22 protein-coding genes are annotated in these 26993 nt (G+C 53.9%); 12 read left to right on the plus strand and 10 right to left on the minus strand.

Translation table 11 applies throughout. The features are described 5' to 3' along the window. Window positions 1-56: 56 nt before the first annotated feature. Entirely contained in the window at window positions 57-515 is a 459-nt protein-coding gene (gene matP, locus AC2A1E_RS07620; RefSeq protein ID WP_484383339.1) for a macrodomain Ter protein MatP, read from the minus strand. Between the two features lie 210 nt (window positions 516-725). On the opposite strand from matP, the gene AC2A1E_RS07625 reads away from it, so the two are divergent. The 4 genes from AC2A1E_RS07625 (at window position 726) to fabF (ending at window position 4987) form a co-directional block, all read left to right on the plus strand. Continuing rightward, window positions 726-2474: an AAA family ATPase gene (locus AC2A1E_RS07625; RefSeq protein WP_484383254.1), complete on the plus strand. Its 1749-nt coding sequence runs from the start codon at window positions 726-728 to the stop codon at window positions 2472-2474. Between the two features lie 67 nt (window positions 2475-2541). Next, window positions 2542-3060, plus strand: a complete 519-nt coding sequence (gene fabA / locus AC2A1E_RS07630; RefSeq protein ID WP_459402206.1) for a bifunctional 3-hydroxydecanoyl-ACP dehydratase/trans-2-decenoyl-ACP isomerase — start codon at window positions 2542-2544, stop codon at window positions 3058-3060. Between the two features lie 131 nt (window positions 3061-3191). Next, window positions 3192-3716: a winged helix-turn-helix transcriptional regulator gene (locus AC2A1E_RS07635; RefSeq protein WP_484383255.1), complete on the plus strand. Its 525-nt coding sequence runs from the start codon at window positions 3192-3194 to the stop codon at window positions 3714-3716. After that, window positions 3713-4987 (plus strand): beta-ketoacyl-ACP synthase II, encoded by a 1275-nt coding sequence (fabF, locus tag AC2A1E_RS07640; protein WP_484383256.1) that lies wholly within the window; start codon window positions 3713-3715, stop codon window positions 4985-4987. The genes AC2A1E_RS07635 and fabF overlap by 4 nt, the downstream gene beginning before the upstream one ends. A 66-nt stretch (window positions 4988-5053) precedes the next feature. Here fabF and rmf read toward each other — a convergent pair whose 3' ends face one another. The 6 genes from rmf to rlmKL form a co-directional block, all read right to left on the minus strand. After that, window positions 5054-5221: a ribosome modulation factor gene (gene rmf, locus AC2A1E_RS07645; protein ID WP_072010836.1), complete on the minus strand. Its 168-nt coding sequence runs from the start codon at window positions 5219-5221 to the stop codon at window positions 5054-5056. 269 nt (window positions 5222-5490) lie between these two features. Next, on the minus strand, window positions 5491-6048 hold the full coding sequence (pqiC, locus tag AC2A1E_RS07650; RefSeq protein ID WP_459402203.1) for a membrane integrity-associated transporter subunit PqiC: 558 nt from the start codon (window positions 6046-6048) through the stop codon (window positions 5491-5493). Next, entirely contained in the window at window positions 6045-7691 is a 1647-nt protein-coding gene (gene pqiB, locus AC2A1E_RS07655; protein ID WP_484383257.1) for an intermembrane transport protein PqiB, read from the minus strand. Before pqiB ends, pqiC begins: the two co-directional genes overlap by 4 nt. Then, window positions 7678-8994, minus strand: a complete 1317-nt coding sequence (gene pqiA / locus AC2A1E_RS07660; protein ID WP_484383258.1) for a membrane integrity-associated transporter subunit PqiA — start codon at window positions 8992-8994, stop codon at window positions 7678-7680. Before pqiA ends, pqiB begins: the two co-directional genes overlap by 14 nt. A 137-nt stretch (window positions 8995-9131) precedes the next feature. Then, window positions 9132-11036 (minus strand): ABC transporter ATP-binding protein, encoded by a 1905-nt coding sequence (locus tag AC2A1E_RS07665; protein WP_484383259.1) that lies wholly within the window; start codon window positions 11034-11036, stop codon window positions 9132-9134. A 5-nt stretch (window positions 11037-11041) separates the two neighbouring features. Next, the gene (rlmKL, locus tag AC2A1E_RS07670; RefSeq protein ID WP_484383340.1) at window positions 11042-13174 is read right to left on the minus strand and encodes a bifunctional 23S rRNA (guanine(2069)-N(7))-methyltransferase RlmK/23S rRNA (guanine(2445)-N(2))-methyltransferase RlmL; all 2133 of its coding nucleotides are present in this window, start codon (window positions 13172-13174) and stop codon (window positions 11042-11044) included. Between the two features lie 103 nt (window positions 13175-13277). Here rlmKL and AC2A1E_RS07675 point away from each other — a divergent pair, with 103 nt between their 5' ends. Then, entirely contained in the window at window positions 13278-14381 is a 1104-nt protein-coding gene (locus AC2A1E_RS07675; RefSeq protein WP_484383260.1) for a YcbX family protein, read from the plus strand. A gap of 2 nt (window positions 14382-14383) precedes the next feature. Here AC2A1E_RS07675 and AC2A1E_RS07680 read toward each other — a convergent pair whose 3' ends face one another. After that, a complete protein-coding gene (locus AC2A1E_RS07680) occupies window positions 14384-14932 on the minus strand; it encodes a cell division protein ZapC (RefSeq protein WP_459402198.1) in 549 nt (182 codons plus the stop codon). Between the two features lie 164 nt (window positions 14933-15096). Beyond that, a complete protein-coding gene (pyrD, locus tag AC2A1E_RS07685; RefSeq protein WP_484383261.1) occupies window positions 15097-16107 on the minus strand; it encodes a quinone-dependent dihydroorotate dehydrogenase in 1011 nt (336 codons plus the stop codon). Between the two features lie 511 nt (window positions 16108-16618). Here pyrD and ssuE point away from each other — a divergent pair. From ssuE to ssuB, 5 genes are read left to right on the plus strand one after another with little or no spacing between them, the layout of a single operon-like run. Beyond that, window positions 16619-17197, plus strand: coding sequence for an NADPH-dependent FMN reductase (ssuE, locus tag AC2A1E_RS07690; protein WP_484383262.1), 579 nt, complete (start codon window positions 16619-16621; stop codon window positions 17195-17197). A gap of 19 nt (window positions 17198-17216) precedes the next feature. Beyond that, window positions 17217-18188 (plus strand): aliphatic sulfonate ABC transporter substrate-binding protein, encoded by a 972-nt coding sequence (locus AC2A1E_RS07695; protein WP_484383341.1) that lies wholly within the window; start codon window positions 17217-17219, stop codon window positions 18186-18188. A 16-nt stretch (window positions 18189-18204) separates the two neighbouring features. Further along, complete coding sequence (gene ssuD, locus AC2A1E_RS07700) at window positions 18205-19353, plus strand: FMNH2-dependent alkanesulfonate monooxygenase (RefSeq protein WP_484383263.1); 1149 nt, start codon at window positions 18205-18207, stop codon at window positions 19351-19353. Between the two features lie 11 nt (window positions 19354-19364). Further along, complete coding sequence (gene ssuC, locus AC2A1E_RS07705; RefSeq protein WP_484383342.1) at window positions 19365-20156, plus strand: aliphatic sulfonate ABC transporter permease SsuC; 792 nt, start codon at window positions 19365-19367, stop codon at window positions 20154-20156. Continuing rightward, complete coding sequence (gene ssuB, locus AC2A1E_RS07710; RefSeq protein WP_484383264.1) at window positions 20156-20932, plus strand: aliphatic sulfonates ABC transporter ATP-binding protein; 777 nt, start codon at window positions 20156-20158, stop codon at window positions 20930-20932. The genes ssuC and ssuB overlap by 1 nt, the downstream gene beginning before the upstream one ends. Before the next feature lie 34 nt (window positions 20933-20966). Here ssuB and pepN read toward each other — a convergent pair whose 3' ends face one another. Further along, entirely contained in the window at window positions 20967-23582 is a 2616-nt protein-coding gene (gene pepN / locus AC2A1E_RS07715) for an aminopeptidase N (RefSeq protein ID WP_484383265.1), read from the minus strand. Window positions 23583-23832: 250 nt separating this feature from the next. Between pepN and AC2A1E_RS07720 the strand changes: the two genes are divergently transcribed. Both AC2A1E_RS07720 and pncB read left to right on the plus strand, forming a co-directional pair. Further along, a complete protein-coding gene (locus AC2A1E_RS07720; RefSeq protein ID WP_484383266.1) occupies window positions 23833-25533 on the plus strand; it encodes a GGDEF domain-containing protein in 1701 nt (566 codons plus the stop codon). A 252-nt stretch (window positions 25534-25785) separates the two neighbouring features. After that, a complete protein-coding gene (gene pncB / locus AC2A1E_RS07725; protein WP_484383267.1) occupies window positions 25786-26991 on the plus strand; it encodes a nicotinate phosphoribosyltransferase in 1206 nt (401 codons plus the stop codon). The last annotated feature ends 2 nt before the right edge of the window (window positions 26992-26993 follow it).

Raw genomic sequence — 26993 nt, forward strand, 5'->3', positions numbered from 1 at the left:
TAAAAAACCCCGCATTGCGGGGTTTTTTTTCGACATTTTGCCTGACAAAGAACTCGTTAAGCGTCGTCTTTACCAAGAATGGCTTTCAAATCCTGTTTCAGCGATGACATCTGGCTGGCATATTTTTCTTTTCGCTCCGCATCTTCAATTAATTGAACGACGGTTTCCGACAGCGTCACCCCACGCCTGCGGGCCAACGCGGCCAACCGTTGCCAAACCAAAAACTCCAGATCGATAGATTTCTTGCGCGTATGCTGATGTTCTGCGTTAAAATGTCGTTTGCGCCGAGCGCGGATGGTTTGCTTCATCCGGTTATCCAACGCCGGGTTCATATGCATATCAATCCACGCCAGTACTTTTACCGGTTCATTTTCCAGCTTCAACAGCTCATCAATCGCTTCCAGAGCAACGCTGGTTTCAATGTGGCGGGTAATTAGCTCACCTTCCCGGTGCTTTTTAACCAGGTACTTCCATTTCCAACCGCTCTCCAGATTTTCCAGTTGCTGATATTTCATCATGAACTCTTCTGTGACCGTGTAACTTCTATTAAGCATAACAGCTTTATGCTGATTTTCCTCGGCTATTAGAACCACTTTTAGACTGTTTTTTACACAGTAATCGTGTGATGTCAAACTCCCAGACATCAACCACCACTCTGCATCTATCAAGCTGGCGTTATTCTTGTATAATCGCCCTTTCCCTTTTTAATGATTGCATCTAACACTTTGACCAATAACCGACTTGAATGGCAATCCTTGTTGCCTGTTGCCACGCCTTATCAGGCGATATTTGATTCCGCCGCTCAACTGGCACCCGCAACCTTTTCTGCCATCCAGCCTCGTTTGGATAATGCGTTGACGCTGTTCCTGCACCCGCTGTCGCAACCGCGCTTTATGCTGCTGAAAGCACAAGAAACGCGTGAGTATCTGGCGTTGATTGCGCAAGCGGCAGAAAAGTTGCAGCCACAGAATACTGTCAAAGGCAGTCACTATGTGATCGATGCTAACAAGATCACTGTGGAGCCTGCTGTTCGTGGTGATGAGCCCTTTGCGGCTGGCGGAGCCTGTGTTTATCAGGAATGGATCGAGCCCGAACAACTGTTTGGCTGTGTCAGAATGCACAACGGTGAAATCACCTTGCAGCCCGGTCTTATCCATCAGGCCAATGGCGGTGTACTGATTCTTTCGGTGCGTTCACTGCTGGCGCAACCCTTGCTGTGGCTGCGTTTGAAGCAGATGATCATCCAACGCCAATTCCAATGGTTTACCCCGGATGAAACCCGGCCGCTGCCCGTTTCTATTCCCCCGATGCCGCTGGAGTTGCGTCTGATCGTGCTTGGCGATCGCCACGGCTTGGCTGATTTCCATGACATTGAGCCCGAACTGTGCGAACAGGCCATCTACGGTGAGTACGAAGACGATCTTCAACTTACCGAAGCCGATGATATGGTGCAGTGGTGCAGCTACATCAACGCGGTCATTGCTGAACAGCAGTTGCCTTCGCTGGCAGCAGACGCCTGGCAGCCTCTGATGGTCCAGGCGGTGCGTTATACCGGCGATCAGGGCAACCTACCAATATCACCGTCGTGGGTCAGCCAGCAACTCTCTGAAGCGGCCCTGTATGCCGAAGAAGAACAGATCAGCGCAAAAGCGTTGGAAGCAGCGCTAAATTCTCGCGAATGGCGTGAAAGCTATCTCGCAGAACGCATGCAGGATGAGATCGAACTTGGCCAAATCATGATCGAAACCGAAGGCGAGGTTATCGGCCAGATCAACGGCCTGTCGGTGTTGGATTATCCTGGCCATCCACGCAGCTTTGGTGAGCCTTCACGCATCAGCTGCGTGGTGCACCTCGGCGATGGTGAGTTCACCGACGTTGAGCGTAAAGCCGAACTGGGGGGCAATCTCCATGCCAAGGGCATGATGATCATGCAGGCATTCCTGATCTCCGAACTGGATCTTGATCAGCAACAGCCCTTCTCCGCGTCGATTGTATTCGAACAGTCCTATGGCGAAGTGGATGGCGACAGTGCTTCGCTGGCAGAACTCTGCGCATTAGTCAGTGCCTTGTCACAACAGCCGATCACTCAGCAAATCGCCGTAACCGGCTCTGTTGACCAATTTGGTAACGTGCAGCCGATCGGCGGAGTCAATGAAAAGATCGAAGGCTTCTTTGAAGTCTGTCTGCGTCGTGGCCTGACGGGTAAACAAGGTGTTATTCTGCCCGCAAGCAACGTGCGCAATCTTTGTCTGCGCCAAGATGTTATCGACGCCGTGCGCGAGGAACAATTCCATCTGTGGGCAGTGGACAGCGTCGCGGAAGCCCTGCCATTATTAACTGGATATCCCTACGCCGATGAGCAGCAGCCAAGTTTACTGGCTGCAATTCAGGAGCGGATTGCGCAGGTAAATCAACAGGAACGTCGCCAATGGCCATGGCCATTACGTTGGCTCAACTGGTTCAACCACGGCTGATCGGACTTGTTCAGCGTACACGTGTTAGCTAATCTGCGTTCTTCATTAAAATAAGGCTTACTGAAACATGGTAGATAAACGCGAATCCTATACGAAAGAAGACCTCGAGGCCTCTGGCCGCGGCGAGCTATTTGGCGCCGGTGGCCCACCATTGCCAGCAGGTAACATGTTGATGATGGACCGCGTGGTCAAAATGACCGAAGACGGCGGTAGCCACAATAAAGGCTATGTAGAAGCCGAACTCGATATCAACCCGGATTTATGGTTCTTTGGCTGCCACTTTATCGGCGATCCGGTGATGCCAGGTTGCCTGGGCCTTGACGCTATGTGGCAGTTGGTCGGTTTCTACCTCGGCTGGTTGGGTGGCGAAGGTAAAGGCCGCGCGCTCGGTGTGGGCGAAGTGAAATTCTCCGGTCAGATCTTGCCGACCGCCAAAAAAGTCACCTATCGAATCAACTTCAAACGCGTCATCACCCGCAAACTGATTATGGGCGTTGCCGATGGTGAAGTTCTGGTTGATGGCGAAGTGATCTACACCGCCAGCGATCTGAAAGTGGGCCTGTTCAAGGACGCCGCTGCATTCTAAGTACCATTACGGCGGCCTTTACCGGTCGCCGTCTCTTTTCCCTGTTGTTACGTGATTTCATGCTGCAAGGCTGGCTTGGTTAACGATTAATTAGTGACTACAATAAATGTAGTAATTAAAAAGGGAATGTGATGAAAAAAATCAGTTTCGATAGTACCCCGTGCCCAATAGCTCGTTCTTTAGGCCGCGTGGGGGAATGGTGGAGCATCCTGATACTGCGGGACGCTTTTCACGGCTTATCTAAATTTGATGAATTTCAGCAAAGCCTGGGGCTATCCCCTACTCTGCTAACCCGCCGGCTTAAGTTTCTGGTGGAAAGCGGCATTTTGCACAAGCAGCAGTATCAAGCGCGCCCGGTACGTTATGAGTATCTGTTGACCGAACGCGGCAAAGACTTTTTCCCGGTGCTGGTTACGTTGTTTCACTGGGGCAACACGCATCTGGCGGATGATGGTATCGCCGCAGAACTGGTGGATCGCCGCAGCGGCAAGCCGATACAGCCACAGCTGATTGATACCATGACGCAACAACCCGTCACTTTACAGCACGTCACGCTGGCACCGGGCCCGGCAGCCGGAGAAGGCATGGGTTTACGTGCTTCACGGATGCAACAACACTACGCTTTACTCACCGAATCGTCCAAGGAGTCATTATGAGCAGTCATCGTATCGTTATCACCGGAATGGGGGCGGTCTCTCCTCTGGGCTGCGGCGTAGAAACCATCTGGCGGCGCTTGCTGGCTGGCCAATCGGGTATCAGCCCATTGCCAGAGCAGATGGTAGCGGATCTACAGGTTAAAATCGGTGGTCAGATTCCCACTTTGGCACAGGATGTCGAAGCTGGCTTCAATCCAGATCTCTCCGTTGCACCGAAAGACCAAAAGAAAATGGATCGCTTTATTCTGCTGGCCATGGCGGCCGCTGACGAAGCCATTCATCAGGCTGGATGGGTGGCCGACACCGACGATAAACAAGAGCGTACCGCTACGGTGATTGCCTCCGGTATTGGCGGATTCCCGGCTATCGCCCACGCGGTGCGTACTACCGACAGCCGTGGGGCAAAGCGCCTTTCGCCCTTTACCATCCCCTCATTTCTGGTCAATCTGGCAGCCGGGCATGTATCCATCAAACATCACTTCAAAGGGCCGATCGGCGCACCGGTCACCGCCTGTGCCGCTGGTGTACAAGCCATTGGCGATGCGGTACGCCTGCTGCGTAATGGCGAGGCAGATATCGCGCTGTGCGGCGGTGCCGAAGCCGCCATTGATACCGTCAGCCTGGGGGGTTTTGCCGCCGCGCGCGCCATGTCCACGGCAGCAGCAGAAGAGGCTACTCAAGCTTCACGGCCATTCGACAGTGCCCGCAATGGGTTCGTGATGGGTGAAGGTGCAGGGATGCTGGTGATCGAAACGCTAGAACATGCTCTGGCGCGCGGAGCCAAACCGCTGGCTGAAATTGTTGGCTATGGCACCAGTGCGGATGCCTATCACATGACCTCCGGTGCCGAAGATGGCGACGGAGCTTACCGGGCAATGAAGATCGCCTTGAAGCAGGCAAATGTCACACCGGGGCAGGTACAGCATCTGAATGCCCATGCCACCTCGACACCGGTTGGCGATCTGGGTGAAATCAACGCCATTAAGCACCTGTTTGGCACTGATGGTGGTATTGCTATCACCTCCACCAAATCGGCTACTGGCCATTTGCTGGGAGCGGCCGGTGGTTTGGAAACCATCTTTACCGCTTTGGCGCTGCGCGATCAAATCGCTCCAGCGACGTTGAATCTGGATAACCCAGATCCTGCCGCTGCTGGCCTGCATTTGGTTGCTAACCAGGCAGAACCGATGGCGATGACCTATGCGTTGTCTAACGGCTTTGGCTTTGGCGGGGTAAATGCGAGTATTTTGCTGAAACGCTGGCAGGAATAATTTTATACCAGAAACGAAAACCTCCGCCTTGGCGGAGGTTGTTCCTTCTTCACAACAGGGAGCCGCTTAAGCGGTCACAGCCCTGTCCTCCATGGCTTGTCGCCACCCTCCCAGCCAGTTAGCCCGTGCATCTAAAGATTGGTAAGGGCAAAGTTCTCTTGAACGCCCCGCAATACCTGCTTGATAACCACGCGATTGAGCCCGCTCCAGACGATCTCGTTTCTGTCTCTTCATGCCTCGTTTCCCTCATCGTTGTCTGGTGGAAAGAAAACAATGGCCACTTTTTGCGCAGCCACCTTTAATGAATAGCTCCAAATGGCGGGAAGATCAATGTGCCAATTTCACACCAATGTCATATTTGTGAGCTACGCACGGAGAATCCGCTAAGTGGCTGATAAGCCGAGATTGACAATAACCACATGAAAAACAATAAAAAATCCCGACAAAGCGTTTTCATACACCTTGCCGGGATAGGCTTAGACGATTTTAGTAAAAAATTATAATTAAAGGCGTGCGGCCTGGGCCGCGATAACCTGCGCTTCCTGCGACCATCCCTGTGCCAAGGTGCGGATCAGCGCATCATAGCCATCTTCCCCTTGCTTCAACTCCAGGCTGAATGGACGCTTAATCAGCTGACCTTGATGATTCAGCACCCATTCACCACGAATGATCGCTTTGCCATCATAGCGGCCATGGAAGCCACTCACCGTCACGTTAAGCACATCCTGATCGCTGCTCATCGGCTGCGATGACACCACCCACCCCGGCAGCGCACCGCTAAGATTGGTCACCAGGGTCTGCTGCAATTGCTGATCCAACGGGCTGGCCCACAGGTTATTTTGCGCGATCACATATTGCACGTCGTTGGTTTGATAGACCACGCCGCTCTGTGCCAGAAAATCCGCCACGTTGACATGCTCCAACCAAAGTTGGCGTGATGCCGGAGCGTCGCTCACCTGAGTTGGCTCCCCCAAGGCAGGCAACTGGTAATAGGTCTTGCTTGGCGTGCTGCTACAGGCGCTGAGCAACAGCGCCAGAGCTACCGGAATCCATTTCATCATTTTTTGGCCTTCTTCGGCTGAGGATCATCACTACCCGCGGCTTCAAACACCAGGGCGTTGCTCTTTTCATTCAGGGTACGCAGCACCGGTTGCAGTTCACGCAGCACCTGATCGAGGCGTTGCATATCACCTACCATCTTGTTGTAGGCCGGTGAACCAGGCTGAACCCCTTTCATGCTGCGATTGAGTTCCTGCAGCGTTTTCTGCATGTCCGCAGGCAGCGCCTTCATCTCTTTGCTTGAGATGATGTCGTTCAGCGACTGCATGGTTTTTTGCGTTTCCTGCATAGTTTTCTGGCTTTCGGCCAGCGTTTTGGTCGCTTCGTTGACCATCGGCGTCAACGGCATCGCATTGATCTTATCCAGGGTCTGCATCAGTTTCTGCTGGATCTGCGCCAAGCCAGCGCTGGTGGTTGGCAACAGCGGATAGCCGAACATCTCGCGCGGGCCTTTCCACGGTTTTTCCTGCGGATAGAAGTCCAAATCGATATACAGCGCACCGGTCAACAGGTTGGCAGATTTCAGGGCGGCACGCATGCCACGGCCTTCGGCATCTTTCAAATGCTGCTGGAAGTTGAAGCCCTTGCCCAACTGCTGCTGGAAACGATCGGGCTCAATACGGATCAGCACCGGAATACGGTAATCGGAATCCAGACGTTGCTCCATCCCCTCTTTATAGAATGGCACCTGCGCCACCGTACCCAGACGGATCCCCCGGAATTCCACCGGTGCCCCGGCTTGCAGGCCACGTATTGAGTCAGAGAAGAACATCAGGTAATCAGTATGTTCGGTATACAGAGAGTCCTGGATATTACGTTCGTTATCAAACAGCTGGAATTCCGATTTCTCTTTGATCGCCTCACCACGATCCCAACCTTCCGGCACGTCAAAGCTGACGCCCCCGCTGAACAGCGTCGTCAGTGAGCCCATCTCCACGCGCATGCCTTGCGCAGACATGTCGAACGCCACACCGCTGTCTTTCCAGAAACGTACGTTACTGGTGACCAGTTGATCATAAGGTGCCGAAATAAAGAGCTGATAACGCATCACGCGTTCTTTGGCATCAAAATAGCTGGTTTCTACCGAACCGACGCGGTAGCCACGGAACAACACCGGATCGCCCGCATTCAACTGACCGGATTTTTCACTGTCCAGCAGCACGCGCAGCCCTTTGGCATCGGGTGGTGCCAGCGGGGGAGCATCCAGCAATTGGAAATCGTCTTTGCCTTCTTTGCCTTTATTGCCGGGTTGCAACTCGATATAAGCACCGGACAGCAAGGTGCCCAAACCCGAGATCCCTTCACGGCCAATCTGCGGCTTCACTACCCAGAAGGCCGAGTCTTCACGTAATAGCGCTTCCATGCCGGAATTCAGGCGCGCCTGCACCAGCACTTTGCTCAGATCTTCACTCAGCGTCACGCTTTCCACTACGCCCACATCGACGCTGCGGCTCTTGATCTTGGTTTTACCCGCTTCAAGCCCTTCGGCGCTGGTGGTCGTCAACATCACCTCAGGCCCCTGGTGGCTGAAGTGGTAAAACAGGATCCATGCGCCGATCAACGCGGTGACGATGGGAATGATCCACACCGGTGACCAACGTTTGATCTTTTCAACGTCCGCGACGCTATGATTACTTTCCGTCACCTTGCGGCTCCTTTTTTATTGTTTCATTTACGCGATCCCAAGTCAGACGGGGATCAAACGTCATGGCAGCAAACATAGTGAGGATAACCACCCCGGCGAACAGTAGCGCACCCGTGGCAGGATAAATACTCATCAATTGTCCCATACGTACCAACGCCGATAATACGGCGATCACAAACACGTCAATCATTGACCAACGGCCAACAAACTCCACAATTTCATAAATAAGATGCATGCGCTCACTGTCGGCCCGGTCTTTACCTTTGCCATTGGCGTCCAGGCATAGCCAGCCGATCGCCAACATTTTGAGTGAAGGCACCATGACGCTGGCGATAAAAATCACCATGGCCACCGGGTAGGAACCCTCTCCCCACAGCAGGATCACGCCGGCCATTACGGTTGAGGGCATCTTGTTGCCTAACGCCTCAGTGATCATAATCGGCATCGCCATTGAGGGGATATACAGCATGATCGACGTCACCAGCAGCGACATCGTCCACTGCAGGCTGTGGCGGCGGCGCGCATACCCGGTAGTATGGCAACGCGGGCAGCGGGCCTGATCGACAGGCAGGATCGCGGTACAGCACTGGCAGGATCGCAATCCCTGCCGCAAGCCGGTACGGCCAACCTGCACCGGGTGTTCAAGCCGCGGAGCCGGTTCAATATCCTGCCACAGCCAGCGGCGATCCACACACTGGAATGCGCGCACCTGCAACAGGCAGAACAGGCAGTAAGGGATAAAACTGGTGCCAATGCCAATATCGCCATAGGCCATCAGTTTGACAAAGCTGACCAGCACACCGGCGAGAAAGATCTCCACCATGCACCAGGTTTTGAACTGGAATAGCATCTTGGCCATCCAGACTTTCAGCCCTTGCGGGATACGCGCTCTGGCACACAGCAGAATAATCGCCAGCATGCAAAACGCCGGGATAAACTGAACCAGCACCATAAACAGCGTGGCCATGCTGGCGTAATCCTCTGCCACCATCACCTGCGGGATCTGGATCAGTTTGATTTCGTTGGCAATACCGGCGACCCGCATATTGACAAACGGGAATAGATTGGCGAGTACCAGCATGATCAAGGCGCTAATGGCATAGCCAATAGGTTGTTTACGCGGCTCAGCCCAGCGGGAACTGAGCGTGGTTTTACAACGGGGGCAAACCGCCTTGGAGCCGAATGCCAACGGTGGTAATTCCACCAGTATGTCGCATTGTGGGCACAGCATCAGGTTACCCTGCTGCCGTTCTCCCTTGGCCGCATGGGTATGCTGCTTATTATCTTCGTGGGAACACACCATATTCTTCCTTAACAACGTCGTTCACCGGAACTGCAATGCTGGTGCGCAGCAGCGTGCGGGTCAGCATTTATACCCATCATCTTTCAAGATGCAGGAGCCTTGGCTGTCTGCATCTTGAAATCCATTGGGTAAACCGATCAGCCGTTCTTCATCGCCTCCAGCTCTTCCCAGCGGGCAAAAGCCTCTTCGAGCGCCTGTTCAGCCGAGGCGAGTTCGATCAGCACCTGCTGCGTTTCACTGTGTGGACGGGAGAAAAATCCACCATCACTGACCTGCGCCTGCAACGCTTCAATATCCGCTTCCAGCTGTTCGAGGCGCTGCGGCAACTGTTCCAGTTCACGCATCAGGTTATAACTCAGCTTGGTACTCTGTTTCTTCGGCTGTTCGGCCTTTTTTTCCGCAACGGGTTTGGCCTGAGGAGCAGCAACCTGACGGATCGGCTTCGCCGTGGCCCGCTGGTGATGGGCATCGTAATAGCCACCGACATAGGTGTCGATCACGCCGTTGCCTTCAAAAATCCAGCATTCGGTCACCGAGTTATCCACGAACTGACGATCGTGGCTCACCAGCAGCACTGTGCCCTGATAGCTGTCGATCATCTCTTCCAGCAATTCCAGCGTTTCTACGTCCAGATCGTTGGTGGGCTCATCGAGGATCAGTAAATTGCTTGGCTTGAGGAACAGCTTGGCCAGCAACAGGCGGTTACGCTCACCACCGGACAACGCTTTCACCGGCGTCATTGCGCGCTTCGGATGGAACAGGAAGTCTTGCAGATAGCCCAATACATGGCGTGAACGGCCATTGACCATCACTTCCTGCTTGCCTTCTGCCAGGTTGTCCATCACCGTGCGTTCTGGATCCAGCTCGGCACGGTGCTGGTCAAAGTAAGCCACTTCCAGCTTGGTGCCACAGTGCACGCGGCCGCTGTCGGCTTTCAGTTGACCGAGCATCAATTTCAGTAGCGTGGTTTTACCACAACCATTCGCACCCACCAAGGCAATCTTATCGCCGCGCTGAACCTGCGCGCTGAAGTTGCGCACTAGCACTTTGTCGCCAATCTGATAATTGACGTCTTCCATTTCAAACACAATCTTGCCGGAGCGCACGGATTCTTCGACCTGCATCTTGGCGGTGCCCATCACTTCGCGCCGTTGCGAACGTTCGTTACGCAGCGCTTTCAGCGCACGCACACGGCCTTCGTTACGGGTACGGCGTGCCTTGATGCCCTGCCGGATCCACACCTCTTCTTGCGCCAGCTTGCGGTCAAACTCAGCGTTTTGCAGTTCTTCCACCCGCAGCGCTTCTTCTTTGCTTTCCAGATACAGATCGTAATTACCCGGCCAAGACACCAGCTTGCCACGATCGAGATCGACAATGCGCGTTGCCATATTGCGGATAAATGAACGGTCGTGCGAAATGAACACGATGCTGCCCTGGAACTCTTTCAAGAAGCCTTCCAGCCAGTCGATAGTGGTGATATCCAGGTGGTTGGTCGGTTCATCGAGCAACAGCACGCGCGGTGAACTGACCAGCGCACGGCCAAGCGCAGCTTTACGCAGCCAGCCGCCGGAAAGCGAAGACAGTTCGGCATCGCCATTCAAGCCAAGCTGCAACAGCACTTCGCTGATGCGGCTGTCGAGCTGCCACAGGCCCTGGTGATCGAGGATCTCCATAATCTGCGCCATGCGCGACAGGTTTTTTTCGCTGGGATCCAATTCCACCTGATGTGAAATCGCATGGTAAGCCTTCAGGTGCTCTGCCTGTTCGGCCACGCCTTCGGCGACAAAATCAAACACCGTACCGCCAATGTTACGCGGAGGATCCTGCTGCAACCGCGCCACAATCAAATCTTGCTCGTAGATAATCCGGCCATCATCCAACGGGATCTCTTTGCCGAGGATCTTTAACAGCGTGGATTTACCCGCGCCGTTGCGCCCGACCAGACACACGCGTTCGTTGTCTTCAATATGAATTTCGGTGTTGTCTAACAAAGGTGCGTCGCTGAAAGACAGCCAGGCACCAGACATGCTGATTAACGACATAGTAATTATTTTCCTTCGCCAGCGTGGGTGAGCAGCCAGCAGTTGTGAATCTGACGGTTACGGGCAAAATCCTGTGACAACGTCTGGGCAGTAATTTCTTTCGCTTCCAGACCTAACGCGTTCAGGCCAGCCATATCCATCTGGAAACCGCGTTTGTTGTTGGAGAACATAATGCTCCCGTTACGGCGCAGTAACCGTTTCAAATCTTTCATCAGGTCAAGGTGATCGCGCTGTACATCAAAGGTGTTCTCCATCCGTTTGGAGTTGGAGAAGGTTGGCGGATCGATAAAGATCACATCGAACTGTTCGTCGGCAGATGTGCTGGTATTGCGCAGCCACGACAGGCAATCTGCCTGGATCAGGCGGTGCTGCTTGCCGGTCAGGCCGTTAACCCGCAGGTTTTTCTCTGCCCATTCCAAGTAAGTACGCGACATATCCACCGTAGTAGTGCTGCGCGCACCGCCGAGCCCGGCATGTACGCTGGCGGTGCCGGTATAGGCAAACAGGTTAAGGAAGTCTTTACCCTTGCTCATTTCACCCAGCATCCGGCGCGCAATGCGGTGATCGAGGAACAGGCCGGTATCCAGATAATCCGTCAGGTTGACCCACAGCTTGGCGTTAAACTCTTCCACCAGCAAAAACTCGCCCTTTTGTGCCAGCTTCTCATACTGGTTTTTGCCTTTCTGCCGCTCGCGGGTTTTCAGCACTAACTGATTAGAAGGCAGATCCAGCACCGACAAAGTCGCGTTAATCACGTCAAACAGACGCTGACGTGCTTTCTGCGCATCAATGGTTTTTGGCGGAGCATACTCCTGCACCACCACTTTGCTGCCGTAGCGATCCACCGCCACATTGTATTCTGGCAAATCGGCATCATACAGGCGATAACATTCGATCCCCTGCTGCTTCGCCCATTTTTCCAGTTTCTTCAGGTTTTTACGCAGGCGGTTAGCAAAATCTTCCGCTACTTGCACGCCAGCAGAACCCTGCGGATTTTCTGCCAACTGATAGTTTTTCTGCACGCAGTCCAGCGGGCCGTTTTTCGCCTTGAACTGGCGCTCGGCGCGCAGTTGCAGGCAGCTCAGCAGTTCCGGTGAAGCGCTGAACAGCGAAAGCTGCCAGCCACCAAACGCACTCTTCATGATGCGGCCCAGCATATTATGCAAAGCGATCAGCGCCGGTTCGCTCTCAAGACGTTCGCCGTAAGGCGGGTTGCTGACCACGGTTCCCGCCGGGCCTTCCGGCACTGGATTGGTCAGTTTGCTGACGTCATTGACGTTAAAGGTGATCAATTCGGCCACACCGGCACGGCGGGCGTTGCCGCGCGCCATCTCGATCACCCGGCGATCGATATCTGAACCGAAGAAACGGGAGGTTGTTTCCTGCAAACCACGGCGCGCACGCACCTGTGCTTCGGTGATCACTTCGCGCCACAGATCGGCATTATGGCCATTCCAGGCGGTAAACCCCCAATGCTGGCGATGCAGGCCGGGCGCGCGATCGGAAGCGATCATCGCCGCTTCAATCAACAGCGTGCCGGAGCCACACATCGGATCGAGCATTGGCGTACCCGGCTGCCAGCCGGAGCGCTGAACGATAGCGGCTGCCAGGCTTTCCTTCAGCGGTGCCTGACCGGTGAGATCGCGGTAGCCACGCTGATGCAGGCCTTCGCCGCTCAGATCGAGCGCCACGTAGGCCATATCACGCTGCAAAAACACGTTGACGCGGATATCCGGCTGCTGTTTAGCCACGGTTGGCCGCTGCTCAATCTTGCGGGTAAAGCTGTCGACAATCGCATCCTTAACCTTCAGCGCACCATATTGGCTGTTACGGATCTCTTCGTTGACGCCGCTGAAGTGAACGGCAAAGGTTTTATCCACGCCGAAGATGCTCGGCCAGTCAATCGCCTGAACGCCAAGGTACAGATCCAGATCGCTGTGCACGCGGAATTCATTCAGCGGCAACAGAATGCGCGAAGCCAGGCGGCTCCACAGCAGGCTTTGGTACAGCAGACGATCGTCACCCTGAAAATGTACCCCGCCCTGTACCACCTTACAGGCGTGAGCACCCAGCGCTTCCAGTTCGCTTTTTAACAGTTCTTCCAGTCCACGCGCCGTGCTGGCAAACAGAGAGTTCATATCGTGCTTATCACCAAAAAGAAAATTGTTGCGCATTATAGCTAATCCAGGCCGCTTGTCATAAAGTTGCTCCCTTCTATTTAATCATCGTATGGAGGCAGCGGTGATCACGCTTTCCCGACTTTACGTTCATCCGGTCAAATCACTGCGCGGTTTACAACTTTCTCACGCCCAGGTAGCCAACCACGGGCTGGCTTTTGATCGTAGTTTTATGATCACCGAACCCGATGGCACCTTTATTACAGCTCGCCAATATCCGCAGATGGTGCTGTTTACCCCAGCGTTGCTGCCAGATGGCCTGTACCTGACCGCCCCGGATGGCGAAAGCGCTACGATCCGCTTCCATGATTTTGCCGCCGATGAGCACCCGACCGAAGTGTGGGGCAACCATTTCACCGCCCTGATTGCGCCACAGGCCATCAACAGTTGGCTGAGCGGTTATTTTCAGCGTGACGTACAGCTACGCTGGGTTGGGCCACAATTAACCCGCAGAGTGAAAAAACACCCGGAAATTCCGTTATCGTTCGCCGACGGTTACCCCTATTTGTTGATCAACGAAGCCTCATTCCAGGATCTGCAACAACGTTGTCCCGGCAGCATCAAGCTGGAACAGTTTCGCCCGAATCTGGTGGTGACCGGAGCCAGTGCCTGGGCCGAAGATGGTTGGCAAGTCATTCGCGTCGGCGAGGTGATGTTTGATCTGGTGAAACCTTGCAGCCGCTGTGTTCTGACCACCGTCAGCCCTGAGCGTGGCCGCAAACACCCGAGCGGTGAGCCACTCAGCACGCTGCAAAAATTCCGCACCGCCGAGAACGGTGATGTCGACTTTGGCCAGAATATGATTGCCCGCAACAGCGGTATTATCCGCGTGGGGGATGCGGTTGAAGTGCTGTCGAGCAAACCGCCGCGGCCTTATGGTGCAGGCAACGTGGTGGCCAGCCTGCAAGCCCCGCAGGACAGCACACACAGCGTGACGATCGAATATGCCGGTAACGTGTTCACCGGTAACAATCAGCAGATCTTGCTGGAGCAGTTAGAACAGCAAGGAATTCGTATTCCTTATTCCTGCCGGGCGGGCATTTGCGGCAGTTGCCGGATCCAGTTGGTCGATGGGGAAGTGGCACCGCTAAAGCAGAGCGCTATCGGCAACGATGGCACGGTGCTGTGTTGCAGCTGTATTCCAAAAAGCGATGTGAAGTTGGCTTAACGCTAAACCGCTCTGTCATACGCCGGAGCGGAGAGATCATCCCAAATACAAGGCTTCAGGCGATCGTGCATCACTTTGATGGCATCGCCCAGCACCATAGTGCGGCCAGCTAACGCCAATTGGTTTTGCGCCAGCAGGCACAGGCTGGCGTTATCACCGGCTTCCACCACCAGCAAACGGGCATCTTCGCCGCTCTCCATTACCTTCACCGCCGCCAATGTGCCGTTCTTCGGGTGCAATGGATAATGTTGCTGAGCAAAATGCCAGCTTTTCGGCATCAGCGGTTTCAGGAAGCGGAAAGCGACCAGGGCATTCAATACCAGCTCGGCGCGTTGTTCATGGCTGAGTTGGAGCTGTTTGCACTGCTCTTCATAATCAAAATACAGCGCAGCATCATCAACGCAGAAAGCACACTCTTTGAACGCATCCGGAGTGAGCATTTTTGCCGGAAAGCGCGAGCGGAAGAGAGTCCCATTGGCGAGATCGAGCATCACTCGATCGTGTTCAGCGTCAAAATACCAACGCCAATTGTCGTCAGGTTTTATCTTCATTACCCATCCTTCTTGCCAATTTGCTGCACAACAACGCGATACCTGAAAGGTGATTTTATCACCCCGACATCGGCTAATTCCACGAATGATATTTAAACTACCGAACAAAATATAGACGAGCCGGGAGCAGAAATAAACCCCCGGCTAGAAATGAAGGGAAAATATTAGATATGAGTAACGATATCTTTAATCAAACGCGGCCCATGAAAGATAAAGCCGGAATAAATTTGCACCAGCGTTGCCCCTGCCGCCATTTTTTCTCGCGCAGCGGTCAGGGAATCAATTCCCCCCACGCCGATAATCGGCAGGCGCCCTTGCAATTCCTGCGACAAACGACGGATCACTTCAGTACTGCGTAATTGTACCGGGCGACCGCTGAGCCCACCGGTTTGTTCGCAATAATTTAATCCCTGGATCAGTTTACGATCGAGCGTGGTATTGGTAGCGATCACCCCATCGATATTATGTCGAACCAAACTGTCGGCTATTTGGATCAATTCTTCTTCGGAAAGATCCGGCGCGATCTTTACCGCCACCGGCACATATTTGTGATGGCGCGCGTGCAACTCACTCTGCTTATTCTTAATTGCCGCTAACAGATCGTCCAATGCTTCGCCATACTGCAACGATCGTAATCCCGGCGTATTGGGTGAAGAAATATTAATCGCGATATAACCGGCATACGGATAAATTTTATCCATGCAGGTCAGATAATCATCTTTACCTTGTTCTACCGGCGTATCTTTATTCTTGCCGATATTAATCCCCAGAATACCGCCAAAATGAGATTTCTTAACGTTTTCAACCAGATTATCCACGCCATGGTTATTAAATCCCATGCGGTTAATCAGCCCTTCGGCTTCAACAATGCGGAATAAACGCGGTTTATCATTACCAGGTTGCGGGCGTGGAGTAACGGTGCCCACCTCAACAAAGCCAAAACCCATGGCACCAAAGGCGTCGATGCACTCACCGTCTTTATCCAGACCGGCAGCCAAACCTAGCGGATTTTTAAAAGAGAGCCCCATGCAGTTCACCGGCTTGGTCGGCACGGACTGACGGATAAGAAACTCTAGCGGGGTGCCGGTGATCCGGCGGAGCTGACTGAAAGTCAATTCATGCGCACGCTCGGGATCGAGCTGAAACAACGCTTTCCTGATGAGGGGGTAGTACATGTACTCTCCTGATTTCCCGGTTATACCCTTACTACTTGAAGCTGCAGGGTTGTTAGCGGCGCTCACTCACCCGAATCACTTACTTGAGTAAGCTCATCGGGTTCATTCGCTTGCTGCCTACCTGCAACTCCAAGTACTTTGGGCATAGTTGCAAGCCGGGGGCATATTCTCCGGTATCCTGCCGTTAATTGGAATTGATTAAAGGCAAAAAAACGGTTTTTAACCTCATCGTTTTGCTGATTCCCCCCCTAAAGCCCGCCTTTCCCCTTCTGCGCATATCCAAATCAAAAATTGAGATTTAAAAAACGCCCCCTTTTGCTGTTAGCTTTAAAACACTAAATAAACATTATTTTAACGTTGATAACTTTTGTACCCAAAATAATTCGAGTTGCAGGAAGGCGGCGACGCAGAGAATCCCCAGGAGCTTACTCAAGTAAGTGACTGGGGTGAGCGAGGAAAGCCAACGCACATGCAACTTGAAGTATGAAGGGTATAGCTATAAGGAGCGGCAATGCGCGTTATATCACTGGCAGGTAGCCCACGAATTCCGTCACGTTCGGCAGCACTTCTCAACCTGAGCCAACAGTGGCTGCAACAACAGGGCGTGGAAGTGATCGCTTACACCTTGCACGACTTCAAGGCGGACGATCTGCTGTATGCCAACTTCAACAGTCCCGATATCAAAGCCTTTGCCGCCCAGCTCGCGCTGGCTGACGGCTTGCTGATTGCCACACCGGTGTATAAAGCCTCATTTTCTGGCGCACTGAAAACCTTACTCGATCTGCTGCCAGAGCGCGCGCTGGACCACAAAGTGGTTTTACCGCTGGCCACCGGCGGTTCCGTTGGCCACATGCTGGCGGTGGATTACGCCTTAAAACCGGTACTGGCAGCGCTGAAAGCCCAAGAAGTGCTGCACGGCGTTTTTGCCGATGACAGCCAGATCCTGCTTAACGGTGAGCAGGTCACCCTGTCTGACACGGTCTCTGCGCGTTTGGAAGAGGCGCTGGAAAGCTTCTATCTGGCGCTGGGCCGCCGCAAACCGCCTGCGCTGAGGCTCGCTTCTTCTCTGTTAGCCCAGCAATCTGCCTGAAGAAAAATAGGAAATCATGATGAAGCAATTCTCAACTCTCCGCCGCTGGTTCAATACGGGCGCGCTGTCTGCCATGTTTGCTCTGGCGATCGCCAATACCGCCAGCGCGCAGGAGAATGCCCCAGCCCAGTTCCGCATTGGCTATCAGAAGGGTTCCGTCAGCCTGGTGCTGGCAAAAACTCACCAACTGCTGGAACAACGGTTCCCCAGCACCAAAATCAGTTGGATCGAATTCCCGGCAGGCCCGCAAATGCTTGAAGCGCTGAATGTCGGCAGTATCGATTTAGGCAGCACCGGCGATATCCCACCTATTTTTGCTCAGGCTGCCGGGGCCGATCTGCTGTATGTCGGCGTAGAACCGCCAAAGCCGCAAGCGGAGGTGATCCTGGTGCCAGAAAACAGCCCGATTCACAGCGTCGCCGAGCTAAAAGGGCATAAGGTCGCCTTTCAAAAAGGGTCCAGTTCTCACAACCTGCTGCTACGTGCCTTGCAGCGGGCTGGCCTGACGTTTACCGATATCAAACCAATTTACCTGACGCCTGCCGACGCTCGCGCGGCCTTCCAGCAGGGTAACGTCGATGCCTGGGCGATCTGGGATCCCTACTATTCTGCTGCCTTGCTGCAAGGTGGCGTCCGGGTGCTGACCGATGGCAGCCAATTGAACCAAACCGGTTCGTTCTATCTGGCCGCTCGCCCCTATACCGAAGCCAGTGGTCCATTCATCCAGCAGGTGCTGGATACCCTGACGCAGGCCGATGCGTTAACCCGTAGCGATCGGGCAAAAAGCGTCACGCTTTTGGCGAATGCAATGGGTTTACCGGAACCGGTGATTGCTTCTTATCTGGATCATCGCCCTATTACCGCGATCAAACCGCTGGATGCGAAAACTATTGCCGCCCAGCAGCAGACCGCCGATCTGTTTTTCGCCAACCGGCTGGTGCCGGTCAAGGTGGACATTTCTCAACGCGTTTGGCACCCAAACTCACAATAAGCAGGAGCACATCATTATGAGTATCAACGTATTCTGGTTTTTACCTACCCATGGAGATGGCCACTATCTGGGCAGTGCAGAAGGCGCCCGCACGGTGGATTACAGTTATCTGCAACAAATTGCCCAGGCGGCCGATCGGCTTGGATTTGGCGGGGTGCTGATCCCCACCGGTCGTTCCTGTGAGGATTCCTGGCTGGTGGCCGCTTCGTTAATCCCGATCACGCAGCGCTTGAAGTTCCTGGTGGCGCTGCGCCCAGGTATCATTTCGCCGACCGTGGCAGCACGACAGGCCGCAACGCTGGACCGGCTTTCCAATGGCCGCACGCTGTTCAATCTGGTTACCGGTGGTGATCCAGAAGAGCTGGCCGCAGAGGGGTTGCACCTGAATCACGCGGAACGTTACGAAGCCTCTACCGAATTTACCCACGTGTGGCGCAAAGTGCTGGAGGGTGAAACGGTTGATTTCGCCGGTAAGCACATTAACGTGAAAGGGGCCAAGCTGCTGTTCCCGCCGGTACAACAGCCACGCCCTCCCCTTTACTTCGGCGGCTCTTCCGCAGCCGCGCAAGATCTGGCCGCTGAACAGGTCGAACTGTATCTGACCTGGGGGGAAACACCGGAACAGGTTAAGGAAAAAATCGAGGAAGTGCGTGCCAAAGCCGCCGCTGTCGGGCGCAAAGTCCGCTTTGGCATTCGTCTGCACGTGATCGTGCGCGAAACCACCGAAGAAGCCTGGCGCGCGGCCGATCGTCTGATCTCTCATCTGGATGACCAAACTATTGCCGATGCGCAAAAGGCTTTTGCACGCTTCGATTCTGTGGGCCAACAGCGGATGGCAGCACTGCACGGCGGCAGGAAAGACAATCTGGAAATCAGCCCGAACCTGTGGGCCGGTGTCGGGCTGGTGCGCGGCGGTGCGGGTACTGCTTTGGTGGGCGATGGCCCAACGGTGGCGCAGCGTATACAGGAATACGCCGATCTGGGTATCGATACCTTTGTGCTCTCCGGCTATCCGCACCTTGAAGAAGCCTATCGGGTTGGCGAACTGCTGTTCCCGCATCTGGACTTGGTGAAAAACGAACCACCTGCACAGCTGCGGGCGATCAAACCGCAGGGGGAAACGGTCGCCAATATTTATTCACCACAAAAAGTGGCTCAAAGCTAAGGAGCATCATGATGGCAATCGGCACACAGCGTTTCCTGCAACGGCTGGCTCCTTGGGTTTTGCCGGTAGTACTGGTAGTGATCTGGCAGGCAGCCGTTGAAGCCGGTTGGCTGTCAAACCGTATCCTACCCGCCCCCAGCGCAGTTATCACCGCTTTTTGGACTCTGACCAAAAGCGGTGAACTGTGGCAGCACCTGACGATCAGCAGTTGGCGCGCGCTGATTGGCTTCAGTATCGGCGGCAGCATCGGGCTGGTGCTAGGGTTTATCACCGGTTTATCGCGCTGGGGCGAACGCCTGCTCGACAGCTCGGTTCAGATGATCCGCAACGTGCCTCATCTGGCGTTGATCCCGCTGGTGATCCTGTGGTTTGGCATTGATGAATCGGCCAAGATCTTCCTGGTGGCCTTGGGGACTTTGTTCCCGATCTACCTGAATACTTACCACGGCATCAAGAATCTCGATCGCGGCCTGCTGGAGATGGCGCGCAGCTACGGCCTGAGCGGTTTTCGCTTGTTCAGCCAAGTGGTGCTGCCCGGTGCATTGCCTTCGATCATGGTCGGCGTGCGCTTCGCCCTTGGCTTTATGTGGCTGACGCTGATCGTCGCTGAAACCATTTCAGCCAACTCCGGCATCGGTTATCTGGCGATGAACGCACGTGAATTCCTGCAAACCGATGTCGTGGTGGTGGCGATCGTGCTGTATGCCCTGCTTGGCAAGCTGGCCGATGCCAGCGCACAAGGGCTCGAACGTATCTGGCTACGCTGGCACCCGGCCTATCAACTGAAATCAGGAGAAGCGTAATGACAGCTCCCACTCGCATTCCGCCAGGCATTCCGGTCACCCTGGAATCCATCGCCAAACACTATGGCAACCGTACCGTGCTGGATGATCTGCAACTGCGCATCACCGCGGGTCAGTTTGTTGCCGTGGTGGGCCGCAGCGGCTGTGGCAAAAGCACCCTATTGCGCCTGCTGGCCGGGCTAGAAACCGCCAGTGATGGCGCATTGCTGGCCGGTAGTTCGCCGCTCAGCAGTGCCAAAGACGATACGCGTTTGATGTTTCAGGACGCCCGCTTGCTGCCGTGGAAAAAGGTCATCGATAACGTCGGGCTTGGTCTGCGCGGTAACTGGCGTGATGACGCATTGCAAGCGTTAACCACCGTCGGGCTGGCCGATCGCGCTAACGACTGGCCAGCGGCGCTATCCGGCGGGCAAAAACAGCGTGTCGCGTTGGCGCGGGCGTTGATTCATCGCCCTCGCCTATTGCTGCTGGATGAACCGCTGGGAGCGCTGGACGCGTTAACCCGTATTGAGATGCAGGGGTTGATCGAACGCCTGTGGCAACAACAGGGTTTCACCGTGCTGCTGGTAACGCATGACGTCAGTGAAGCCATTGCGTTGGCCGATCGGGTGCTGCTGATCGAGGAAGGTCGGATCGGGTTGGATTTGGCCATCGATTTGCCACGGCCGCGCCGTAAAGGTTCGGCAAGGCTGGCTGAATTGGAAGCCGAAGTGCTGGACAGGGTGTTGTCGCCACCGCAAGCGCTGGAAACAGTGCGCCGGGTGGCAACACATTAAATCGCAGGGACGGCATAGACCGTCCCTGCCTCTTTTAGGCGGCTAACGCCTTGGTGATCTTCTCATACAGATCGCCGGACAGGTTTTCCAACCCTTTCAACTGCTCCAGCGCGCTGCGCATCAACGCCTGACGGGAAGCGTCATAACGTTTCAGCCGAATCAGGGGTTCGATCAACCGGGCAGCCACCTGCGGGTTACGCTGGTTGAGATCGCTGAGGATCTCAACCAGGAACTGATACCCGCTGCCATCTGCGGCGTGGAATGCCGCCGGATTGGCAGAAGCAAAACCCCCAATCAGTGAACGGGTACGGTTCGGGTTACCGAGGCTGAATGAGCGATGTTGCAGCAGACCGCGCACCTTGGTCAGCACATCGGCCGCCGGGCTGGTGGCCTGTAGCACAAACCATTTGTCCATCACCAGGCCATCCTGATGCCAGCGCTCATCAAACTCGGCCATCAACGCATCGCGGCACGGTAACTGCGCACCCACCGCAGCGGAAAGGGCCGCCAGCGAGTCGGTCATATTGTCCGCCTGCTGGAACTGCTTCAGCACCAGTTGATTAGCCTGCTCTGCATCACCAAAGGCCAGATAGCTGAGGCAAACATTACGCAACGAACGCTTGGCAATGTCGCGGTGCTCAACGCGGTAACCGTCGGTTTTGTTAGCGCGATACACCGCCAGCCATTCATCGGCCATTTCCTGTGCCAAGCAGCGAGTGATCGCGTCATGCACCGCCGCGATCGCTTCTGGATCGATCGTCGAGAACAGTTCGGCAATCTCGTTTTCTGAAGGCAGCGTCAGGATCTGCGCCGCCAAGGCCGGATCCAGTTTTTCATCCAACAGCACCGCCCGGAACGCGTCGGCAACGTGCAGCGGCAAGGTCAACGGCTGTTTCTGCTGATACTTGGCCACGTTGAGTTTGATATAGGTAGCCAGCAGGCTTTGTGCGGCATCCCAGCGGGCAAACTCATTGCGTGCGTGTTGCATCAGGAAGGTCAGTTGTTGATCGCTATACGGATAGTCCAGCTTCACCGGGGCAGAGAATTCACGCAGCAGCGAAGGCACCGGCTGATGCGCGACACCATCAAACACAAAGGTCTGTTCCGCTTCGGTCACATTCAGCACGTTGTTTACTGGCGCACCGCCTTTCTGCAAGGCGATAACGTTGCCTTCACCATCGTACAGTTCAATATCGAGCGGAATATGCAGCGGCAGCTTTTCTGGCTGATCCGCCGTTGGCGCGGTTTTCTGGCTGACGTGCAGACGGTATTGTTGATGTTCAGCGTCATACTCATCGCGCACCGTCAGCAATGGCGTGCCCGATTGGCTGTACCAGCGGCGGAACAGGGAAAGATCGACGTTAGAGGCATCTTCCATCGCCTGCACAAAGTCATCGCAGGTTGCCGCACTGCCGTCGTGACGCTCAAAGTACAGTTGCATCCCCGCCTGGAACTGCTGTTCACCCAGCAGGGTGTGCATCATGCGGATCACTTCAGAACCTTTTTCATACACCGTCAGTGTGTAGAAGTTGTTCATTTCGATCACTTTGTCCGGCCGAATGGCGTGCGCCATCGGGCTGGCATCCTCGGCAAACTGTGCGCCGCGCATCACCCGCACGTTGTCGATGCGGTTAACCGAGCGGGAGCCGAGATCTGAACTGAACTCCTGATCGCGGAACACCGTCAACCCCTCTTTCAGGCTGAGCTGGAACCAGTCGCGGCAGGTCACGCGGTTACCCGTCCAGTTATGGAAATATTCGTGGCCGATCACCGCTTCAATATTCAGGTAATCTTTGTCGGTGGCCGTTTCCGCCTTCGCCAGCACATACTTCGAGTTAAAGATATTTAACCCTTTGTTTTCCATCGCACCCATGTTGAAGAAATCCACGGCCACGATCATATAGATGTCCAGATCGTATTCCAGGCCAAAACGGGTTTCGTCCCACTTCATCGAGTTTTTCAGCGAGGTCATCGCCCAATCGGCGCGATCCAGATTGCCGCGATCCACAAACAGCTCCAGCGCAACTTTGCGCCCGGAGCGCGTGGTGAAACTATCGCGCAGCACATCGAAATCCCCCGCGACCAGAGCAAACAGATAACTAGGTTTAGGGAACGGATCCTGCCATTGTACCCAGTGGCGGCCATCTGCAAGCTCGCCCTCGCCCATGCGGTTACCGTTGGAGAGCAAGAAAGGATAGCGCGCTTTATCTGCCACAATACGGGTGGTGAAGCGGGCCAGAACGTCTGGGCGATCAAGATAATAGGTGATGTGGCGGAACCCTTCCGCTTCACACTGGGTACACAGCGCCTCACCGGACAGGTATAACCCTTCCAGCGCGGTGTTTTTTGCCGGGTGGATATCGTTGACAATGGTCAGGGTAAATTGTGCTGGCAGCTGTTCGATAACCAGTTGGTTATCCTGTTGGTGATAGCTGCTCCATGGCTGGCCATCAATCTGGATACTTACCAGCGTCAGATCTTCACCGTTGAGGATTAAAGGTGCTCCTGCTGCCCCTTGGCGCTTGACCTGGCTGATGGCGGTGACGCGCGTGTTCTCCGCGTCCAGCTCGAAATCCAAATCGATATCGGTAATAGTGTAATCAGGTGCGCGATAATCGTGGCGAAACTTCGCCTGTGGCTGTTGTGTCATAGAAACCCTTCGACGTTTCAGTAAGTTGCAGGTATTGGCCGTCATCCCGTCATACTGCTCTTAGTCCGTTGGATGGCGTTGTTCTTCGTACGGCCCGAGTGTAAATAAACTGTACCACAGCCACGAAAAAAGCCCAGAGATGGCCGCTTTGGCCAAGCGCGGCCCACTGGCCTACCACAATATTACTGCGGCGAGACAGTCAGCTCGATGTTATAATTCTACTCTCGTCTTGCAGGAGAAACGGATTGGCATGAAAGTAAAATATCTGATCTATTTCTTCACTTTTGCTTTAACGTTTTCCTTTGCCATGTTTATTTCCAATGGGCTGATGGAAGCGCATCACAGTTATCTCCAAAGCCAGGAGAATCTGTATAAAATCCATAGAGCCAAAGAAGTTTCAGCCGCGTTTCAGGCCACATTGCGTGCGCACCGCTCAAAAAGATTAAGCCTGGTGAATAAAGAGATTAGCGAAGCACAATGGCAAGATGATGATGCTCAGGCGCGTAAAAAAATAGCGATTGTCAAATCACATATCGGCAGTGAGCATTCTCAACGGCTGGGGATCCAGCAGAAATTTGCCCTGCTTTCTATCGTCGACCTGATGGAAAAATTGTTGGACAACGACTCCCGCCAGATTTCCCTGATCAATGAAGCCAACACCAATCTGTTCAATATCAACAGCGCCTACTATATCGGCCAGACCACTAAGACCTTTTACCGCTATACCTATGATACTCGGATGATCACCGCCGATTCATTTCTGTTTCTGGAAGCTATTCGTCTCAATAACCGCCTGAATATGACCCTGGCCGAATTGATGGACCAAATCATTGATATCAACCTGGATGGCCGGGAACAGAAAAAACCCTATCTGAAGGCGATCCAGCTGACAGGAGCCCTTAGAGCCCTCGACACCCGCTTGGTGTTTATGAAGTTGGCCTATGGCGATCCACAAATCGCAGAGCTGGTGGATCGCATACTACAAAACATCTCCAGCGATAAAATCAACAGTATCTCGGAAGACTTGTATCAGGCGATGGCCCATAACACTGGCTATAACTCAGATTTTATTTATCAGTATGTCGATGCGCTGAGCCAACTTTCGCAACAGTTATATCAGCTCAGTTTTGAACTGGAAATTGCTGCCTCTGAAGCCAAAATATACGATAGTCAAACCGCTATTTACGGCATGATTTCGCTCGGCTGGCTGATCGCTTTGTTCATTCTGTTGCCCTCGCTGATATTTTGTTCAAATATCAGCCGCTGGCTGACCAAAACGCATAATAATATTCTGCGCCTGTCACGGGGTGAGATGAATATCGATAACAACGAGGCGTTTTACAGCAAAGAGCTGATCGCTATCAGCGATGCCATTACGCAACTCAAACAATATCACCAGGAAAAAATTGCGCTGGAGAATGAGAAACATCAACTCATAAAAGAGCTTGAAGCCACATCGTTCCTCGACCCATTGACCAATATTTATAACCGCCGCAAATTCTTCCTCGAATGCGAATTGTTGGCTGCCAGCAGTTACCCGCACGCCTTTTGCCTGATCGATATCGATAACTTTAAACGGCTTAATGATACTTATGGCCACGACATCGGCGATCGGGTGCTGGTGATGTTCGCACAATTGCTGCGCAACACCTTCCGCTCCAGTGATATCTTCTGCCGTTACGGCGGGGAAGAATTCGCCGTACTGCTCAACCACTGTACGTTGGAAAATGCCCGCAGCATCATGGAAAAAGTTCGGGATGAAACCAGCGAACTCAGCCTGGAACTGCCCAATAGCAAGAGAGTACGTTTTACCATCAGCTGTGGCATCGCACCGGTCAGCCACCTCCAGGAACTGCACCCGGCGATAAAACAGGCTGACGAAGCGCTGTATTTCTGTAAAAAAAGCGGCAAGAACAAGGTCAGTATCTATACGCCAAGTGGGTTTATCTGAATCTGTGTTTAAAATAATTAACATTATAATTTTTATCATTAAATAGACTAAGTCGCCCAGCTTATTGGATTCCCTGGCTTTTCTGGCCGGTCACGAAACCTCAACCTGATAAAGGCACGTTTAATCCTCGACCCGTTCCCGCCATTTGTGGTGTGATGAGGCTTCAATAACAGGATAATCCGGGTATACTCCCCGCACTTTTATGGTGTTCCGGATTTAGATACGCGCCTGACGAGGATGCTGTTACGCGATATGACTCTATACGCTTCCCCGATTTTAACCTCATTGCTTGATACCGATGCCTACAAGCTTCATATGCAGCAAGCAGTGTTCCACCGCTACCCGGCAATTACCGTGGCAGCAGAGTTTCGTTGCCGTGGCGATGAAATGCTGGGCGATTATGCCGACGAGATCCGCACTCAGGTTGCCTTGATGAGCAAACTGGCGCTGACAGAGGATGAATTTCAGTATCTTTCCAGTTTACCCTTCTTCCAGCAAGATTACCTGAACTGGCTGCGTAACTTCTGTTATGACCCCCAACAGGTCACCATCGATAATCACAATGGCCAGCTACAGATCCGTATCGCCGGGCCATGGCTCGAAGTGATTATGTGGGAAGTGCCTCTGCTCGCCGTGATCAGCGAGGTAGTACATCGCCATCGTTCACCAGAGGCGACGCCAGAGATGGCCGTGAACCAGTTGCGCAGTAAGTTGGCGCAGTTCAAGCATATGGCGAGAGATATCGATATCTCTCGCTTCAAGCTGATGGACTTCGGTACCCGCCGCCGTTTTTCTCATGATGTGCAGCACGCGATCGTCAGCACGCTGAAAAGTGAATTCCCTTATCTGGTCGGTACCAGTAACTACGATCTGGCTCATCAGTTAGCTTTAGCGCCGGTAGGCACACAGGCCCATGAATGGTTCCAGGCGCACCAGCAGATCAGCCCGGAGCTTGCCAATAGCCAACGCGCAGCGTTACAGGCCTGGTTGGATGAATATCCCGATCAGTTAGGCATTGCGCTCACCGACTGCATCACCATGGATGCCTTCCTGCGCGATTTTGACCCGCAGTTTGCCCAGCCTTACCAAGGATTGCGCCATGACTCTGGCGATCCCTTCGAATGGGGGGAGAAAGCCATCGCTCATTATCAGGCGTTGGGCATAAATCCGCTGAGCAAGACGTTGGTGTTTTCAGACAATCTGGATCTGGATAAAGCCTTGGCGCTCTATCGCCACTTCGATCGGCGTATCAATCTGGTGTTCGGCATCGGCACACGCCTGACCTGCGATATTCCCGGTGTCAAACCGCTAAATATTGTGATCAAGCTGGTTGAGTGCAACGGCAGGCCGGTGGCGAAACTTTCCGATAGCCCAGGCAAAACCATCTGCCAGGATCAAGCGTTTGTAAAAGCCTTGCGCAAAGCTTTCGACCTGCCACTGGTGAAAAAAGCCAGTTGAAA

It is taken from the genome of Serratia sp. HNCC26DJ206 (assembly GCF_057180605.1).

Bases quoted from the DNA above. Each gene is read 5' to 3' on its own strand.
- matP (WP_484383339.1), bottom strand. From the start codon at position 515: ATGAAATATCAGCAACTGGAAAATCTGGAGAGCGGTTGGAAATGGAAG.
- fabA (WP_459402206.1), top strand. From the start codon at position 2,542: ATGGTAGATAAACGCGAATCCTATACGAAAGAAGACCTCGAGGCCTCT.
- AC2A1E_RS07635 (WP_484383255.1), top strand. From the start codon at position 3,192: ATGAAAAAAATCAGTTTCGATAGTACCCCGTGCCCAATAGCTCGTTCT.
- fabF (WP_484383256.1), top strand. From the start codon at position 3,713: ATGAGCAGTCATCGTATCGTTATCACCGGAATGGGGGCGGTCTCTCCT.
- rmf (WP_072010836.1), bottom strand. From the start codon at position 5,221: ATGAAGAGACAGAAACGAGATCGTCTGGAGCGGGCTCAATCGCGTGGT.
- pqiC (WP_459402203.1), bottom strand. From the start codon at position 6,048: ATGATGAAATGGATTCCGGTAGCTCTGGCGCTGTTGCTCAGCGCCTGT.
- pqiA (WP_484383258.1), bottom strand. From the start codon at position 8,994: ATGGTGTGTTCCCACGAAGATAATAAGCAGCATACCCATGCGGCCAAG.
- AC2A1E_RS07665 (WP_484383259.1), bottom strand. From the start codon at position 11,036: ATGTCGTTAATCAGCATGTCTGGTGCCTGGCTGTCTTTCAGCGACGCA.
- rlmKL (WP_484383340.1), bottom strand. From the start codon at position 13,174: ATGAACTCTCTGTTTGCCAGCACGGCGCGTGGACTGGAAGAACTGTTA.
- AC2A1E_RS07680 (WP_459402198.1), bottom strand. From the start codon at position 14,932: ATGAAGATAAAACCTGACGACAATTGGCGTTGGTATTTTGACGCTGAA.
- pyrD (WP_484383261.1), bottom strand. From the start codon at position 16,107: ATGTACTACCCCCTCATCAGGAAAGCGTTGTTTCAGCTCGATCCCGAG.
- ssuE (WP_484383262.1), top strand. From the start codon at position 16,619: ATGCGCGTTATATCACTGGCAGGTAGCCCACGAATTCCGTCACGTTCG.
- AC2A1E_RS07695 (WP_484383341.1), top strand. From the start codon at position 17,217: ATGAAGCAATTCTCAACTCTCCGCCGCTGGTTCAATACGGGCGCGCTG.
- ssuD (WP_484383263.1), top strand. From the start codon at position 18,205: ATGAGTATCAACGTATTCTGGTTTTTACCTACCCATGGAGATGGCCAC.
- ssuC (WP_484383342.1), top strand. From the start codon at position 19,365: ATGGCAATCGGCACACAGCGTTTCCTGCAACGGCTGGCTCCTTGGGTT.
- ssuB (WP_484383264.1), top strand. From the start codon at position 20,156: ATGACAGCTCCCACTCGCATTCCGCCAGGCATTCCGGTCACCCTGGAA.
- pepN (WP_484383265.1), bottom strand. From the start codon at position 23,582: ATGACACAACAGCCACAGGCGAAGTTTCGCCACGATTATCGCGCACCT.
- AC2A1E_RS07720 (WP_484383266.1), top strand. From the start codon at position 23,833: ATGAAAGTAAAATATCTGATCTATTTCTTCACTTTTGCTTTAACGTTT.
- pncB (WP_484383267.1), top strand. From the start codon at position 25,786: ATGACTCTATACGCTTCCCCGATTTTAACCTCATTGCTTGATACCGAT.